The 15,696-nt window shown below is 42.4% G+C and carries 15 protein-coding genes; 10 read left to right on the top strand and 5 right to left on the bottom strand.

All coding sequences use genetic code 11. The annotated features are described in order from the left end of the window. Positions 1–10: 10 nt before the first annotated feature. Positions 11–796, bottom strand: a complete 786-nt coding sequence (locus M8998_RS11680) for a glycosyltransferase family 2 protein (protein WP_249993014.1) — start codon at positions 794–796, stop codon at positions 11–13. A gap of 21 nt (positions 797–817) precedes the next feature. Next, positions 818–1,825, bottom strand: a complete 1,008-nt coding sequence (locus M8998_RS11675) for a stealth family protein (RefSeq protein ID WP_249993009.1) — start codon at positions 1,823–1,825, stop codon at positions 818–820. 121 nt (positions 1,826–1,946) lie between these two features. Here M8998_RS11675 and M8998_RS11670 point away from each other — a divergent pair, with 121 nt between their 5' ends. The 9 genes from M8998_RS11670 (at position 1,947) to M8998_RS11630 (ending at position 12,062) form a co-directional block, all read left to right on the top strand. Further along, positions 1,947–2,942: a UDP-glucuronic acid decarboxylase family protein gene (locus M8998_RS11670; RefSeq protein WP_249993003.1), complete on the top strand. Its 996-nt coding sequence runs from the start codon at positions 1,947–1,949 to the stop codon at positions 2,940–2,942. After that, a complete protein-coding gene (gene galE / locus M8998_RS11665) occupies positions 2,935–3,966 on the top strand; it encodes a UDP-glucose 4-epimerase GalE (protein WP_249993001.1) in 1,032 nt (343 codons plus the stop codon). The genes M8998_RS11670 and galE overlap by 8 nt, the downstream gene beginning before the upstream one ends. Before the next feature lie 3 nt (positions 3,967–3,969). After that, positions 3,970–4,554, top strand: a complete 585-nt coding sequence (locus tag M8998_RS11660) for a hypothetical protein (protein WP_249992999.1) — start codon at positions 3,970–3,972, stop codon at positions 4,552–4,554. Positions 4,555–4,769: 215 nt separating this feature from the next. After that, positions 4,770–5,984, top strand: coding sequence for an OmpA family protein (locus M8998_RS11655; protein ID WP_249992993.1), 1,215 nt, complete (start codon positions 4,770–4,772; stop codon positions 5,982–5,984). 106 nt (positions 5,985–6,090) lie between these two features. Continuing rightward, complete coding sequence (locus M8998_RS11650; RefSeq protein ID WP_249992991.1) at positions 6,091–9,366, top strand: S41 family peptidase; 3,276 nt, start codon at positions 6,091–6,093, stop codon at positions 9,364–9,366. Between the two features lie 84 nt (positions 9,367–9,450). Beyond that, on the top strand, positions 9,451–10,395 hold the full coding sequence (locus M8998_RS11645; protein WP_249992988.1) for a CPBP family intramembrane glutamic endopeptidase: 945 nt from the start codon (positions 9,451–9,453) through the stop codon (positions 10,393–10,395). Next, a complete protein-coding gene (locus M8998_RS11640) occupies positions 10,377–10,592 on the top strand; it encodes a putative signal transducing protein (RefSeq protein WP_249992986.1) in 216 nt (71 codons plus the stop codon). Before M8998_RS11645 ends, M8998_RS11640 begins: the two co-directional genes overlap by 19 nt. After that, positions 10,592–11,392, top strand: coding sequence for a phosphatidate cytidylyltransferase (locus M8998_RS11635; protein WP_249992984.1), 801 nt, complete (start codon positions 10,592–10,594; stop codon positions 11,390–11,392). Before M8998_RS11640 ends, M8998_RS11635 begins: the two co-directional genes overlap by 1 nt. Position 11,393: 1 nt before the next feature. Further along, positions 11,394–12,062 carry a DUF2461 domain-containing protein gene (locus M8998_RS11630; protein WP_249992981.1) on the top strand — a complete coding sequence of 223 codons (669 nt, stop codon included), beginning with the start codon at positions 11,394–11,396 and terminating at the stop codon, positions 12,060–12,062. Here the strand turns inward: M8998_RS11630 and M8998_RS11625 are convergent. After that, positions 12,056–13,252: an anhydro-N-acetylmuramic acid kinase gene (locus tag M8998_RS11625; RefSeq protein ID WP_249992978.1), complete on the bottom strand. Its 1,197-nt coding sequence runs from the start codon at positions 13,250–13,252 to the stop codon at positions 12,056–12,058. The genes M8998_RS11630 and M8998_RS11625 overlap by 7 nt on opposite strands. Positions 13,253–13,323: 71 nt before the next feature. Between M8998_RS11625 and gcvH the strand changes: the two genes are divergently transcribed. After that, on the top strand, positions 13,324–13,704 hold the full coding sequence (gene gcvH / locus M8998_RS11620; RefSeq protein WP_249992975.1) for a glycine cleavage system protein GcvH: 381 nt from the start codon (positions 13,324–13,326) through the stop codon (positions 13,702–13,704). 86 nt (positions 13,705–13,790) lie between these two features. Here the strand turns inward: gcvH and M8998_RS11615 are convergent, their stop codons facing one another. After that, positions 13,791–14,546 (bottom strand): DUF6263 family protein, encoded by a 756-nt coding sequence (locus tag M8998_RS11615; RefSeq protein WP_249992973.1) that lies wholly within the window; start codon positions 14,544–14,546, stop codon positions 13,791–13,793. Between the two features lie 117 nt (positions 14,547–14,663). Beyond that, positions 14,664–15,650, bottom strand: coding sequence for a pyruvate dehydrogenase complex E1 component subunit beta (locus tag M8998_RS11610; protein WP_249992971.1), 987 nt, complete (start codon positions 15,648–15,650; stop codon positions 14,664–14,666). Positions 15,651–15,696 lie beyond the last annotated feature (46 nt).

Below are 15,696 nucleotides of genomic sequence, written 5' to 3'. Positions count from 1 at the left end.
CAATTTTATTTTATCTCAGAAAAACCTTTCGCAACAAATAAGAGAATCTCCCCGTATCTATTCCCGGGATTTTGAGATTGTGCTGTCGGGCAAATTCTTTTCTAAATGCTTTCGCGTGTGACCAATCTATCCGTCTTTTCTCTCTATGTGCTTTATCTTTCTTGCTCATAATCGAGTTTTCGCGATGGTAGTAGATGTACTCTGCACCCGGCACTACGACCAAACTTTTCGCGTGATAAACTGCTGGAAGAGAAAAAGTCAGATCTTCAATAAAACGTCCTTCTTCAAAACGCAAACCTTGCTCTTTGATAAAATCTAAACGGAATAAATAACGCCAAACATAGCCCCATTTACCGACAAATGTCGCCTTTAGCTTATCTTTCGCAGAGTGATACACCACCTGCTTTTTAAAACGCCAGGTTTTATAGCTATGCTTCTCATTGAGCATACCACCACAGGCAATATCGGCTTGAGTTGCCATCACCGCATCAGCCATTTGCTGATAGTATTCCAGATTGATGCCATCGTCTACATCCATAAAATGGATGTAGCTTCCCGAAGCCGCATCTATACCCGTATTTCTTGCTGCCGACAAGCCTCGGTTTTCGTCCAAACGAATCAACTTTACTGGATATTGCAACGCAATTTGACCGGAGCGGTCAGATGAACCGTCATCCACCACTATAATTTCCAGATTCTTGTAGCTCTGTGCAAACATATTTTCCAAACACGATTTGACATACTGCTCCCCGTTAAAAACGGGAATAACAACAGAAATCAAAGGCCCTTGCGTCATATAAGGATATTCTAAATTTATTTATGATAAACGGTCAGCAAGCTCAAACTGCGACTGCTTTGGTAGAATGCTTTCGAATGATTTTTCGATTTCCATCATGGTCTGATCGAAATTCGGCATGTGCTCGTTGTCATTAATACAGACGAGTGAATAAGTTTGCTCTCTGATCGCCTTAATTGCTTTCTTGGATCGAAACAACAACGGAAACATCTTCGTATCTTGATAGGTATTGTAAGCTTCAAAATTAGACTGACAAATCTGCCAGGTTCTGAACAATTCCTGCGTAAAATCTTCCGGCGAGCGAAATTTATGCTCCGACATCTCCATCAACTCCTTCTCCGCATAATTCCAAACTTCTTCGAAGGTAGTCTTAGTATAAGGTTGTGCATTATGCGGAGTCCGCAAAGTGATGAATTTATTATACCAAGAAAGCAGATAGGTTAGCCTCGCCCTACTTCCGTAAATCGGATTGTACCACTTAGCATGATCCCGCTTCATGATGGCGCTTTTATCAAAACGTTGATTGATTAGTCTAATATTATTCTTCAAGCACTTGCTCCACAAAGACATACCCATATTCATCCGGAAAGCGGCAATGTCTTGCGGAACGCCGTTATTAAAAAACCGACTAGGTTTTAAATCGTTGATGATGAAGAAATCGTCATTAAAATATACAAAGTTCTCTGCAAGGTCGGGAATGCGATGCAGATGCACTTCTAATACACTTGAATTAAATAAAGGTAAAAATTGAGGTGGAATATAGTCTTCATGATGTACCAGGTTTAACTTGGGATGATCAACATTGAGCCATTCTGGTTTCTGTCCACAGGTTACGAAATGAATCTTTCGCACCCACGGAGCAAACTGCTCGACTCCTCTAAACCAATACTTTAAGAGCCCATGATCTCGAAAACGCGCTTCCGACACTTCATTCTTTGCATTGTTGATCTTTCCCGAATGTTTAGCAAAGCTTTCCTGCCAGATTGGGTCGTTCATGTCTACCCAGGTGATCACAAAATCTATGTCCATAGCATACTCCTGTCTTTCACTTTTTTTGGAGTCCACTAAGATAGAGATTTTCCAGCATATGTATTCCAGCCCCTAGAAATAATGCCTATATTCGTTGTCAAACAACAAGGGTTGAAATACAGTGAAAAAAGCTCCTCCTAAACGCATACTCATTACTGGCGCCGCAGGTTTTTTGGGTTCCCACCTAAGTGATCGGTTTATTCAGGAAGGCTATCAGGTGATTGGAATGGACAACCTTATTACGGGTAGCTTACGCAATATCGAACATCTTTTCAAGCTTCCTAATTTCGAATTCTATCAGCACGATGTATCCAAGTTTGTGCATATTCCTGGGCATCTGGATTACATTCTTCACTTTGCTTCGCCTGCCAGTCCAGTAGATTATCTGCGCATACCCATACAGACGCTCAAGGTAGGTTCTCTAGGCACCCACAATCTTTTAGGTTTGGCCAAATCAAAAAAAGCAAGAATACTGGTGGCGTCTACTTCTGAGGTATATGGCGACCCTTTGGTTTCGCCACAAGCAGAAACCTATTGGGGAAATGTTAACCCGGTGGGGCCACGAGGTGTTTATGATGAAGCCAAACGTTTTCAGGAAGCTATGACAATGGCTTACCATAATTTTCATGGTGTAGAAACTCGCATTGTGCGTATATTCAATACTTTTGGTCCACGAATGCGGTTGAACGATGGCCGTGCACTGCCAACGTTCATTGCACAGGCCTTACGAGCAGAAGATTTGACTGTCTTTGGTGATGGCCAGCAAACACGTTCATTTTGCTACGTAGATGATCTCGTAGAAGGCATCTTCCGTTTGCTTCACTCTGATTATGCCGAACCAGTCAATATCGGTAATCCAGACGAAATTACCATTACAGATATCGCTCAAGAAATTATTCAACTCACGGAGAGTCCTTCAAAGTTGGTATATTCGGCTTTGCCGGTTGACGATCCAAAACAACGACGACCTGATATTGCCTTAGCACAAAAGCTCCTCGGTTGGGATCCCAAAGTGCATCGCACAGATGGCCTAAGGAAAACGATTGATCACTATCAAACGATGGATAAAACAGTTTTACAAGAAACTACCCAAATATATTTTAAAAGAGATGCATAAGATTTTAGTAACAGGCGGCACTGGGTTTATTGGCTCACATACCGTTGTAGAGTTATACCAAGCAGGGTACACACCTATTATCGTAGATAATCTATCAAACTCCAGTATCCGTATATTGGATCAGATAGAAAAAATCATTGATTATCGCCCAGAGTTTCACCAATTCGACTTGTGCGATGAAGCCGCTGTGAAGAAATTCGTCGATCACAATCCAGACATTAAGGGTGTGATCCATTTTGCTGCTTCTAAAGCGGTTGGTGAGTCTGTTCTCAAACCATTAAAATATTATCACAACAACTTTTTCTCTTTAATCAACCTCTTGAATGCCTATCAAGAACTTCCGATAAATTTTGTTTTTTCGTCTAGTTGTACCGTTTATGGGCAACCGGATGAACTGCCTGTATCAGAGTCTGCCCCTGTAAAGACTGCTGAATCACCGTATGGAAATACCAAGCAAATCGCAGAGGAAATGCTACGCGAAACCGCCAATGCGTACGACAATTATCAGATCATTTCTCTACGGTACTTCAACCCTGTGGGAGCCCATCCATCCGCTATGATTGGAGAGTTACCATTAGGTGTACCGCAAAACTTACTCCCATTTATTACACAAACTGCCATTGGCAAAAGAGAGAAATTAACGGTTTTTGGGGGCGATTATGATACATCTGACGGATCTTGCGTGCGTGATTACATCCATGTGGTAGATTTGGCCAAGGCGCACGTGGCAGCGATCAGACTATTGGAAAAAGGAAATCCTACCGGAAAATACGATGTGTTTAATATCGGTACCGGAGTGGGTTATTCGGTATTAGAAGCTATTAAAACTTTTGAAAGTACATCCGGGAAGAAATTAAATTACGAGATCGGACCAAGAAGAGATGGCGACATTGTCAAAGTTTGGGGAGACGTTTCCAAATCGACCGAAAAACTAGGTTGGAAAGCCGAACTCGGGATCGAAGAGATGATGGCATCTGCCTGGGCTTGGGAAAAATATCTCCAAGATAATCCATTGGTAGATTAACGCATGTCAGTACATCAACAACCAGAACTTAAATCAGCTATTTTATCTCTCCCGAACAAGGAAAAGGACAAACTGCTGTTGCGTCTGATTAATAAAGATAAGTTACTGATTAAAAGGCTACACTTTCAACTGTTAGAAGATGAGAGCGACCTGCAATTACGTGTAGAAAGCTTGCGAACACAATTGAAATTATTATTTTCAGACGCTGCTCAAAACACAGCAAACAATGCAACAGCCGGTAGTATTATCGCATTGAGTAAGTTAGTGCGTCAAGCGAACGGATTGGTGAATGAGCATGAAAAAGTAACCAAAGACACATTTAGTGAAATAGAGTTTAGGATGCTAATTTTAAGGGAAGTTACGGAACGGTTTGCATTGGTGATTGGTAGAAGTCACCTACACGCAAGTCACAAGTTACATCAGTATCTCGCGGCTCGCATCAAATTCGTCTTTGGCAAGTGGAAAAAACTTCACGAGGATCTCCGTTTTGACTTTAGCGAAGATCTTCAGCAAATTATATCCTTTGGTTACGATAGTCCGCTAGCACCCTATCTTCAGCAACATACTATCCCCCAAACAATCAGGTGATTTTTTAAAAATTCCCCATATAACGAAAAAAAACTTAACTATAACTTACATTTGTAGTATTTTGACTACATACTGCAAAAAAAAGACAATATTATCTCCACTGATCAATATATTTGCAGCGGAATTATCAGATAATATTTGGGTTAAAAGGGAATCTAGGCATTATCTGCGATCATCAAAAGAACTAGTGTACCTTACCAAAACATCCAACAGCAATGAAGTATACCTTTATTTTAATCTTGGGAATTGTGACGCATCTGTCCGTTTCAGCCCAAACTTATGAAATTCGGCGCGACACAACCACTATTGTTAACGACGATAAATACAAAGTAGAAACCAATCGTTTCTTCCAAAACTGGTTTATCGGTGCAGGTGCGGGTGCTCAAATTTTTTATGCTGACCATAACAGAAATATGGAATTAGGGGATCGTTTCACCCCTGCATTTGAAGCGTATGTGGGTAAATGGTTCACGCCAGGTATCGGTGTAAGCTTGGGAGTCAATGGCTTCAAATTAAATGGCCTCACACAAAATGGCAGTTATGCCGTTGGACCATACGACAAGCTACCTTGGGAAGGATATTGGTTAGAGCGTAAGGAAGTAAATTTTATCCATCTTCGTGGGGATGTCTTATTCAACTTAAACAACTTATTAGGTGGATACCGCTCCGATCGCTTCTATGAAATCAGCCCTTATGCTGGCTTGGGGCTCATGATGGTCACCAAATACAGATCAGAAAACCCGGGCAGTGGAAGAGATGTAAGTGCTAGTATCGGTGTTTTAAATACTTTTCGCTTAAGCGAAGCTTTTCAACTAACATTAAACGTACGTGGTTCAATGGTTGCTGATAGGTTTAGTGGAGAGACCGGAGGTCGCATGGACGACGGTGTAGCCAGCGCAACAGTGGGTATCAAATACAACTTTGGTAAGAAAAGAGGATGGGATCAATCTAAGACAACCATTATTAAATACAACGAAGAAGATCTTAGCGCCTTACGTAGCGCTGTCAACAGATTGGCTCAGGACAATGACCACTTGAGAAAACAACTAGCAGAAGCGAAATCACCTACCATTACTGAAGTGCAGATTGAGCGCAATACCTTGGTGGCTCCGATATTAGTAACTTTTGAAATCAACAAAAGCATCGTAAGCAATGACGCCCGCGTAAACTTAAGTTTCTTTGCTGATATGATTAAGGAAGGTGATCCAAACATCAGGTACAGCATCACAGGATATGCGGATAAAGGTACCGGAACAACCAAAATCAACGAACGCCTAAGCCGTGAACGTGCTGAAGCAATATACAATGTATTGGTACGTGAATTTAATGTTTCTCCAACACAGCTAATAAAAGAATACAAAGGTGGAGTAGATAATATGTACTATGATGATCCACGCTTGAGTCGCGCAGTGATTGTTATAGCAGATTAGGTGCTGCTGAACAAATAAACAAGAAACCACTTTAGATAGCCGATGTCGATTTATGACATCGGCTATTTTTGTTATATTTAGCGCTTTAATTAACCAACCCTTATATATGTTAAAACAGATTATCCCTTTTATGGCCCTCTTGGCAGGACAGGCTGCGGCTTTGTATGCGCAAGAGGAAACGCTTCTGTTGCGCAATCCAAGCATAAGCGATCAACATATCTCTTTTGTTTATGGCGGAGATATCTGGCTAGCAGACAAAAACGGAGCAAATGCTCGTCGTCTGACTATAAATCCAGGTGTAGAACAGAATCCCATTTTTTCACCAGATGGCTCACAAGTTGCTTTTACGGGTAATTATGACGGCAATACGGATGTCTATGTAATACCCATTCAGGGAGGCGAACCACGTCGGGTAACACATCACCCGGCTTCCGATGTCGTACGCGGATGGCTAAACAATAATGAAGTATATTTTACTACCTCAAGAGAGTTCAATTATTCTCTAGGATCGCGATTATATAAATCCAATGTAAACGAGGGCACAGACCAACCATTACTCATGCCCGAAGCGTATCAAGGATCGCCTTCGGCAGATGGAAGATACTGGGCTTATATCAAAAATGGAGATCCCACCGAAAGAGATCGCGTCGCTTTTAAGCGCTATCGTGGTGGTGGTATGCCATCTATTTGGATATTTGACTCTAAAACCCACCAGGTAGAAATCGTTCCGGGCGAAAACTGTAACGATGTAAAACCTGTTTGGTTAGGCGACTATGTATACTTTTTGTCCGACAGGGATAAAACGGTGAATATTTTCAGCTACAACATAAAAACAAAAAAAGTTGAAAAGCTAACTAACTTCTCCGATTACGACGTACGGTCACTACAAGGCAAGGGCAGCGAACTGGTCTTTGAGTATAATGGCAAGATCAACTTACTGCAAACCAGTTCGAAATCTATAACACCATTGGCCATTCAGATCTATCCAGATGCGATGTACAAACGTCCACATTATGTGAAGATGAAAGATGGTATTCGAGGTCTAAACCTATCTCCCACCGGCCAACGTGCATTATTCGAGGCACGAGGAGAAATATTCTCTGTACCTAAAGAGAAAGGCGATGCACGTAACCTATCCAATTCTCCAGGCACACACGAGCGTTTTCCGGCTTGGTCGCCAGATGGCAAATGGATCTCTTTCATCTCCGACAAAAATGGAAAATATGAGTTAGTTCTTCGCGATCAGAAAGCAGAAAAAGATCCTATTTACATCAAACTAGGCGAAACCGCATTCTACTTTCAACCAGCGTGGTCACCAGATAGCAAGAAGCTATTTTACAACGATGCACACCTTAATCTCTATTATATTGACATCGACACGAAAACCAGTGTAAAAGTAGACGATGATTACTTGGCATCTCATACTGGTCGCACATACAATCACTTCCAGCCAAATTGGTCAACTGATTCTAAGTGGATTTCATACGTTAAAGCCTTGCCAAACGGTGTTACAGCCGTGTTTATGTACAATCTCGACACCAAACAATCACAGCAGATCACCGATGGCATGGGCGCTGTACGCCAACCGGTGTTTACCCGTGACGGCAAATACCTTGTGTTCCAAGCCAGTACCAACACGGGCTTAACAAACTCCGGTTTACACATGACAGCCTATGATCGCAGCCCGGCCTATAACACCTATGCTTTTATATTATCCAATGACACACCTTCCATCTTCAAAAATGAAAGTGATGAAGAAACTGTAAAACCGGAAACTCCAAACACCGACAGTAAGAAAAAGGATGATACCGATAAAAAGGATGGGAAAAGCGACGAGCAGGAAAGCAAAACTCCGAAAACGAAAGACATCAAAGTTGATTTTGACCAAATCAATAACCGTATTGTCGCGCTTTCTATATCACCGGGCGTAGGCCAATTGAGCGGGTTGGTAGAAAACATGCTCATCTATACAAAAGGACGCAGTATTTTCTCCTACGACCTGAATAAGCTCGAAGAAAAAAATCTGATTGACAATGCCTATAACTTCGTGATTAGTGCAGATGGGAAAAAGATGCTATATGGTAATTCGGAAGGATACTACATCGTAGATGCTGGCAAAAAACCAACAGGTACGCCAGAAAAATTGAAGATTGATGATGTGCAGCAGCTGGTAGACCCCAAAGCAGAATGGGATCAGGTATTCAACGAAGTTTGGGCCATGCAAAAGGAGTTTTTCTACGTGGAGAATATGCATGGAGTAGATTGGGATGCCACCAAAACGAAATACGCAAAGTTCCTACCTTATGTTAATCACCGTTCGGATCTGGGCTATCTGCTCAATGAAATGATGGGCGAGATGGTGGTTGGGCACAACTATATCTATCCTGGCGATGAGCCTTCTACCCCATCGGTATCTGCTGGCGTGCTAGGTGCAGATTACGAAATCAGCAACAACCGTTACCGCATCGCTAAGATTTACACACGCATGGATTGGAATCCATCATTCAAAGCGCCTTTGGCAGAACCCGGTCTAAACATTAAAGAAGGCGATTATATCTTGGCCGTCAATGGACAGGATCTTACTGCAGACAAGGATATCTACAGCTTATTTGATTATACCGTCGATAAGCAAGTGACGCTGAAGATCAACTCTAAAGCTTCCACCGATGGCGCTCGAGAGGTCATCGTAAAGCCAATTTCTTACGCCAATGAAGTTGGATTACGTCGCCAAAGCTGGGTGGAGAAAAACCGTCAGAAAGTAGATGCCGCGAGTAAGGGACAAATCGCCTATGTGTACATGCCAAATACTGGTCGTGAAGGCTACGATTCCTTCAATCGCTACTACTTCTCTCAAATGGATAAAAAAGCCTTATTGCTCGATGAACGAAATAATGGCGGTGGCTCCGTGGCCGACTACGTGATCGACCTATTATCCCGGGAGTTGATCTCTGGATGGGGAATTCGCGACGGGCGCAGCTTCACCACACCAGGTAATGGAATCTATGGTCCTAAAGCGATGATCATCAATGAAAATGCTGGATCTGGTGGTGATATGATGCCGTATATGTTCCGGTTCAAAGGATTAGGCAAATTAGTAGGCCGCACGACGATGGGTATTTTGGTAGGTATTTCTGGTTATCCACCGCTTTTAGATGGTGGAAGCATTACCTCTCCTAACTTTGGCGTGTTTGACCTGAAAGGCAACTACATCATTGAAAATGAGGGAGTGGCTCCCGATATTTTCGTAGAGCAAATGCCAAAAGATTTACTGGATGGCAAAGACCCTCAATTGGAGCGTACCATCAATGTCTTGTTAGAAGAGATGAAAACCTATCCTTACCAAGAGATGAAGAAACCAGCTGATCCAATCCGGGTCAACTAAACGCTGTTTATAAATACGTTATTCAGGGGCTGTCTACTCTAGTAGACAGCCCCTTTTTTGAAAGATTTTCCTTATTTTCGAAACATGCAACAGCCCAAATCGCCCGCTAATTCTCCCGGTGTTTCTCTTTTAATTCTCGTCGGATTTGTATTGCTTTGTTCCTTCGTTCTTCAGCTCATTATTCTCTTTGGTTATACGGCTATTTTTGAAAATATCGGCCTGTTACTCCGAAGCGGGCCAGATGCACTGTCACTTGGACAAGGTAGCACCGGGTTAATGTACACAATGCTTGCCACAAGCAGTGTATCGACATTCTTATTACCTCCGATTATCCTTCAATACATAGAACGAAAAAGTAACATCCAATACTTACCTATGTCGAGTGTTACACCGACGCTATCCTACGGATTGGCTGTATTATTTTTAGTGGCATTCAGTCCAATTTTAGGCCTTTTCGGTGAATGGAATAGACATCTGCAGCTTCCAGAGTCCTGGCATGTCGTCGAAAGTTGGATGCGTACTAAAGAAGATGAGATGGCACTACTGACCGAAAACCTCGTGATGAATAGTTCGCTATCAGGGTTAGCATTAAATCTTTTTGTTATTGCAGTACTACCGGCTATTGCCGAAGAGTTTTTTTTCCGCGGCGCTTTGCAAAATATTTTAGGTCGTTGGATTAGCAACAAACATGTCGTTATTTGGACTACGGCTATTATCTTTTCTGCGATCCATGTCCAGTTTTTTGGCTTCTTCCCAAGAATGCTATTAGGCGCCATATTTGGCTACATGTTGGTCTTAACTAACAATATCTGGATTCCGATTCTGGCACACTTTGTAAACAATGCTAGTGTAGTACTCGTGGCATTTTACTATACCACAAAAGGCTATTCTTATCAGCAGTTGATGACAGACGACCCTTATCATATTAGCCTTTATTTTGTGAGTTTAATTGCGAGTGTCGTGGTAGGTTGGTATTTTTATAGGCAATCATCAAAATTAAAATCCGAACTATGGAACCAGGCTGGGTAAAAATTAATACGTATAGCATTGTCGTCGAAGCAGAAATTGTAAGACAGATGCTTATCGAGAATGACATTCCGGCTGTAGTGGTCAACAAACAAGATGTATATGTCCGCTTTGGTAACGTAGAGCTTTATGTACAGGCGGAAAACGAGGCAACAGCGCTACAACTCATCGAACAACAATCCAATAATCCGATCGATTAATGCTAAAACGTGCCATCACAGGAGCGGTATTTATCACCGTCCTGATTGGATCTGCCCTTTCTGGAGCTACTGTCTTTACTATCTTTTTTTCTGCGGTCGGCGTGTGGTGTTTGTATGAATTTTTTGGTATGGTTCGGCAGCAGCAAGACGTACTTCCAGTCACCGGGGTCGGTATTTTTAGCGCCATATTACTAGGCTTCCTATTGGGATTACATCATCTCGAGGCGCTGCCGCTCCGTTATACCGCGATCATTATTCCTTGTATTAGCCTGATATTTATTGTGCCGCTTTATCGCGGAAACGCAAAGCCATTCCATGACATATCCTATACATTAACGGGATTGTTATATACTGCTTTTCCTTTTTTCTGTTTTGTGGCGTTGGGTTTTATTCGAGGTTCTTACCACGCCCACATTCCACTGGGCTTTCTATTTATGCTTTGGAGTAATGACACCGGTGCATACCTGGTGGGGAGAAGTATCGGTCGTACCAAGCTATTCGAACGTATATCTCCCAATAAAACTTGGGAAGGCTTTCTAGGCGGTTTAGCATTCGCCATTGGGGTTGCTGCTTTATTATCTCAATTCTATCCCGTTTTGCCACTTTGGCAATGGATGATCATGGGGCTAATCATCGGCTCATTTGGCACCTTAGGTGATTTGGTCGAATCCATGTTGAAACGTACCTTGGGTGTAAAAGACTCCGGCAATATCTTGCCTGGCCATGGCGGCTTGTTAGATCGTTTTGATGGCCTATTGATTGCCGCACCATTAGTTTGGATATTTTTACTTTTAGTGTAATATGACAACAAATATCTATCCTGCTACCTTTGCCTTCTTAAGCGAACTGGCTCAGCATAATAATCGAGAATGGTTTCAAGAGCATAAAGCGCGTTATGATGCTGCTCAACAAAATATGAAAGACTTCGTACAAGCGATCATCTGGCGCTTGTCTGAGGTAGACCCACATATCCATCAGGATATCAACCCCGCCAAATGTCTTTTTAGGATCTATCGGGACGTTCGCTTTTCCAAGAACAAAGCCCCTTATAAAAACTGGTTAGCGGCCGGCATTTCTGTCGACGGGCGCAAGCTAGACGGTCCAGAGTATTATATTCACATAGAGCCTAACAAAATTTTTATTGCCGTAGGATACTGGCGACCAAATAAAGGCCATCTCGATTTGATCCGTCAGGAAATTGATTATAATGGAGAAGAATTTCATGCAGCTTTGCAGAAGGGCGGTTGGAGCTGGACCGATCTAGGCACAGAAGATAAGCTAGTGAGACCTCCCGCAGGGTACGAGGCAGATCATCCACATATCGATCTACTTAAATTAAAAAGTTTTACGCTGCATAGTGAGCTACCACAAAAGACGATGGAAAGCGAAGGTGCGTTGGATGCCGTACTCAAGATGTATACCGCTTGTCTTCCGTTCAAAAACTACATCCATCAGGCCATTGATCAATAGGGAAAACTAATCTTCCCCATGCACACGGCTGGTGAACCATTAATATGTGCTACATGCTCGGGAGCCCCGGCAATGGTCTCGTTGGCTAAGATCGCAAATAAAGCCGCTTCCTTCGCATCTGGATCGAATCCGATTTCATTAAATGATGCCACACGATACCCCCACAATCCTTTCTGAATTCCTTGCAGTAAATAGGGGTTGTGCAAACCGCCACCACTGATATAAATCGCCGCCGAATCCAATTCACGAACGGCACGCTGAACCCCATCCACAATAACATGTACTGTAAATTCGCTGAGCGTCGCCAGCACATCGGCATGGCTCAAGTTCTCTGTATTTGCGCGCTGCATAGCCTCTTGCAGAAGCACTAAATTAAACATTTCAGGACCTGTTGTTTTGGGAAATTTACTTGTCAGAAATGGCATGGACAATAGCACGTTTAGAAGATCTTCGTGTACCACACCACGCCTAGCCAATGCACCATCGCGATCCATTTCTTCTCCCAGATGCAGCTGCATATACTGATTCATCAGCGTGTTACCTGGTCCTAGATCAGTGGCGTAAGCCTCAAGATAAGAGCTGCTATTGGGAAGAAAAGTAAAATTCGCAATGCCTCCGATATTTAATAAGATACGATGCTCTACTTCAGAGGTATACAGCAATGCATCGCCATACACGACGAGTGGGGCTCCATCTCCTCCGGCCGCGACATGTTTTTGCCGAAAATCGGAAACCGTAATAATCCCTGTTTTCACAGCAATATGGTCCCCATCTCCTATTTGCAACGTACTATTAGGCTGATCAGATCTATTAATAGGGTCTTTAGGCGCATGAAAAACCGTCTGCCCATGGCTTGCGATGACGTCTATATCTGCTGCTCTAATGCCCCAAGCTTTCATACTGGCGTTCACCATATCTGCATGCACTTGCGCTACCTTTACATGTAGCGTACTCCAAAGCAAATGATCTACTTGCTTCTTTGCGAAAATTTGCTTCACCTGATTTCGAAAATCCTCCGTGTAGGGCACCGTAGTAAAATGCAGCAAACGCAATTGCGTATCGGAGCCGCTACCTGTTACTCGACATAGTGCGATATCTAATCCATCGAGCGAAGTACCAGACATCAACCCAATAATGATCCGTTCTTCTTTTTGCGCGATACGATAGAGCTTTTCGAGCTGCTTGTTCATCAAATAAAGTTACATTTAACTTTTGGATTGTCGACCGATAATGATAAATTTGGAAAAACTATAGACAGATAATGAATTTTCCAGCAGATTTAAAGTATACAAAAGACCACGAATGGGTTCGTGTGGAAGGTGATGAAGCCGTTATTGGTATTACGGATTTTGCGCAACGTGAGTTGGGTGATATCGTTTTTGTAGACATCAGTAGTGTTGGTGAAGAAGTGGCAGCAAATGAAGTTTTCGGAACAATCGAAGCCGTAAAAACAGTTTCTGATTTGTTTATGCCCGTTCAGGCAACCGTACTTTCTGTCAATGAGGCGATTGATGCTTCTCCGGAACTGGTAAATAATGACGCTTATGAAGCAGGATGGATTATCCGCGTTAAATTGAGCAATCCAGATGATGTAAATGGTTTATTATCTGCGGATGAATATAAAGCGGAAGTAACTTCGTAGAGCCAATTTACTGGTTTTACTTATAACAAAAATAGAGGCATCCTATACAGATGCGTCTATTTTTATTTAATGATAAGCATGTATGCTTATTGTTTTTCCATCACGACTTTATTGGTAACAGAAGTACCTTGTGCATCAATTTTGGAAGTAATTTCTGATTTCACAATGACGAACGTTTTTGGATCATATAAGTTAAATCCATTAGCTGTAATGGACATCGCGGTTGCTTCCTCGGCAGGTACAGACTCCAAGTTCACACGGATCAAGCCATCTTCTTTACCAACATAAGTCAGTTTGTAATTCAAATCTATCCCCAGCTGCTCATTTGGCACCGCCATGGTCCAGCTTTCGCCTTCTGTGATCGGCTGCTCTGGAAAGCTTGCCGCGCTAAACATCGATTTGATATCACCTAATCCAGAGAATGACTCTGCGTCTGTAATATCGATTACCTCTGCACGATCATTAATTTTTACGTGGATATCTTTCTTCAACAACGGTCCGAATTGCTCGCCCATTTGCTGCGCAACAGGGTTACTTTCGTCTGGATTTTCGGAGTCGTAAGACATCATCATCATCTGCATATTCATGTCCATCTTAATAGACTCTATCTGCGATACGATATTAAATATTTGATCGGCACCTTTATCTTTGGCGGTTTGCGTCATGACCATATTCATATCCATAATCATGGATTGCTCACCTTCGATGTCCATATTCATGGCCGTGTTATAGGTCATTTTTTCTCCAATAGGAGGATTGTATCGAAAGGAGACTTTTTCCTGTGCTTGCACTCCTAGCGCTACGGCTAGAAATAAACAAACACTTAACTTCAATTTCTTCATTTTGACTTGCTAAAATTATTGACAATAGTTAAATATAAGAATAATACGCGGTATTTTTATTAAAAAAGGAAACCTCCATGCTTGCGACATGGAGGTTTCCAAATGATAGTATTGATCTTACTTTTTGATATAAGAAACTTCTTTGATCGCTTTTACCACTTTCGTGATACTTGGAAGGGAAGCTTCTACTAACGTAGGCGCATATCCTAAAGGCACATCCGCTGACGTAACACGCGTAACTGGTGCATCTAAATAATCGAATGCATCTTTCTGCACGCGGAAAGTGATTTCTGAAGAAATGGAAGCCAAAGGCCAAGCTTCTTCAACAACTACTAATCTATTTGTCTTCTTGACCGAAGTGATGATCGCATCAAAGTCAATAGGTCTTACCGTACGTAAATCGATCAATTCAACGCTGATACCTTCTTTCTCCAATTCCTCAACGGCTGGAATGACAATACGCGGCACCATTTTACCGAAAGAAACAACCGTTACATCAGTACCCTCTTTAACCACTTTGGCTTTTCCGATCTCAATGTAATATTCTTCCTCAGGCACTTCACCTTTATCTCCATACATCACCTCAGACTCCATAAAAATAACTGGATCCGGGTCGATAATTGAAGATTTCAATAAACCTTTTGCATCATAAGGGTTGGAAGGAACCACGACCTTAAGTCCAGGTGTATTGGCGTACCAGTTTTCAAAGTTTTGGGAGTGTTGTGCCGCCAACTGACCAGCATTACCGGTCGCGCCGCGGAATACGATCGGACAAGAAAATTGTCCGCCACTCATCTGATGAATCTTTGCTGCTGCATTGATCACCTGATCTATCGCTACTAGGGAGAAGTTAAACGTCATGAATTCAACGATAGGCTTCAAGCCATTCATCGCTGCGCCTACGCTGATACCTGCAAAACCAAGCTCTGCAATTGGCGTATCGATCACACGTTTAGCACCAAACTCGTCGAGCATGCCCTGGCTCACTTTATAAGCGCCATTGTACTCAGCGACTTCCTCGCCCATTAAAAATATCGTTTCATCTTTGCGCATCTCTTCGTTCATTGCTTCACGAAGCGCTTCTCTGAATTGTATTTCTCTCATCAGTATTAGTGAATAGTCTGTTTTTCCAAGGCAAAGCTACTACAAT

The sequence above is a fragment of the Sphingobacterium sp. lm-10 genome (genome assembly GCF_023554555.1).
Lineage (GTDB): Bacteria > Bacteroidota > Bacteroidia > Sphingobacteriales > Sphingobacteriaceae > Sphingobacterium.
Note: the sequence above shows the minus strand (reverse complement) of the source record. Positions and strands in the feature narration are given on the sequence as shown.

Bases quoted from the DNA above. Each gene is read 5' to 3' on its own strand.
- M8998_RS11630 (WP_249992981.1), top strand. From the start codon at position 11,394: ATGACAACAAATATCTATCCTGCTACCTTTGCCTTCTTAAGCGAACTG.
- M8998_RS11635 (WP_249992984.1), top strand. From the start codon at position 10,592: ATGCTAAAACGTGCCATCACAGGAGCGGTATTTATCACCGTCCTGATT.
- M8998_RS11675 (WP_249993009.1), bottom strand. From the start codon at position 1,825: ATGGACATAGATTTTGTGATCACCTGGGTAGACATGAACGACCCAATC.
- M8998_RS11660 (WP_249992999.1), top strand. From the start codon at position 3,970: ATGTCAGTACATCAACAACCAGAACTTAAATCAGCTATTTTATCTCTC.
- M8998_RS11615 (WP_249992973.1), bottom strand. From the start codon at position 14,546: ATGAAGAAATTGAAGTTAAGTGTTTGTTTATTTCTAGCCGTAGCGCTA.
- M8998_RS11680 (WP_249993014.1), bottom strand. From the start codon at position 796: ATGACGCAAGGGCCTTTGATTTCTGTTGTTATTCCCGTTTTTAACGGG.
- gcvH (WP_249992975.1), top strand. From the start codon at position 13,324: ATGAATTTTCCAGCAGATTTAAAGTATACAAAAGACCACGAATGGGTT.
- galE (WP_249993001.1), top strand. From the start codon at position 2,935: ATGCATAAGATTTTAGTAACAGGCGGCACTGGGTTTATTGGCTCACAT.
- M8998_RS11640 (WP_249992986.1), top strand. From the start codon at position 10,377: ATGGAACCAGGCTGGGTAAAAATTAATACGTATAGCATTGTCGTCGAA.
- M8998_RS11625 (WP_249992978.1), bottom strand. From the start codon at position 13,252: ATGAACAAGCAGCTCGAAAAGCTCTATCGTATCGCGCAAAAAGAAGAA.
- M8998_RS11645 (WP_249992988.1), top strand. From the start codon at position 9,451: ATGCAACAGCCCAAATCGCCCGCTAATTCTCCCGGTGTTTCTCTTTTA.
- M8998_RS11610 (WP_249992971.1), bottom strand. From the start codon at position 15,650: ATGAGAGAAATACAATTCAGAGAAGCGCTTCGTGAAGCAATGAACGAA.
- M8998_RS11655 (WP_249992993.1), top strand. From the start codon at position 4,770: ATGAAGTATACCTTTATTTTAATCTTGGGAATTGTGACGCATCTGTCC.
- M8998_RS11650 (WP_249992991.1), top strand. From the start codon at position 6,091: ATGTTAAAACAGATTATCCCTTTTATGGCCCTCTTGGCAGGACAGGCT.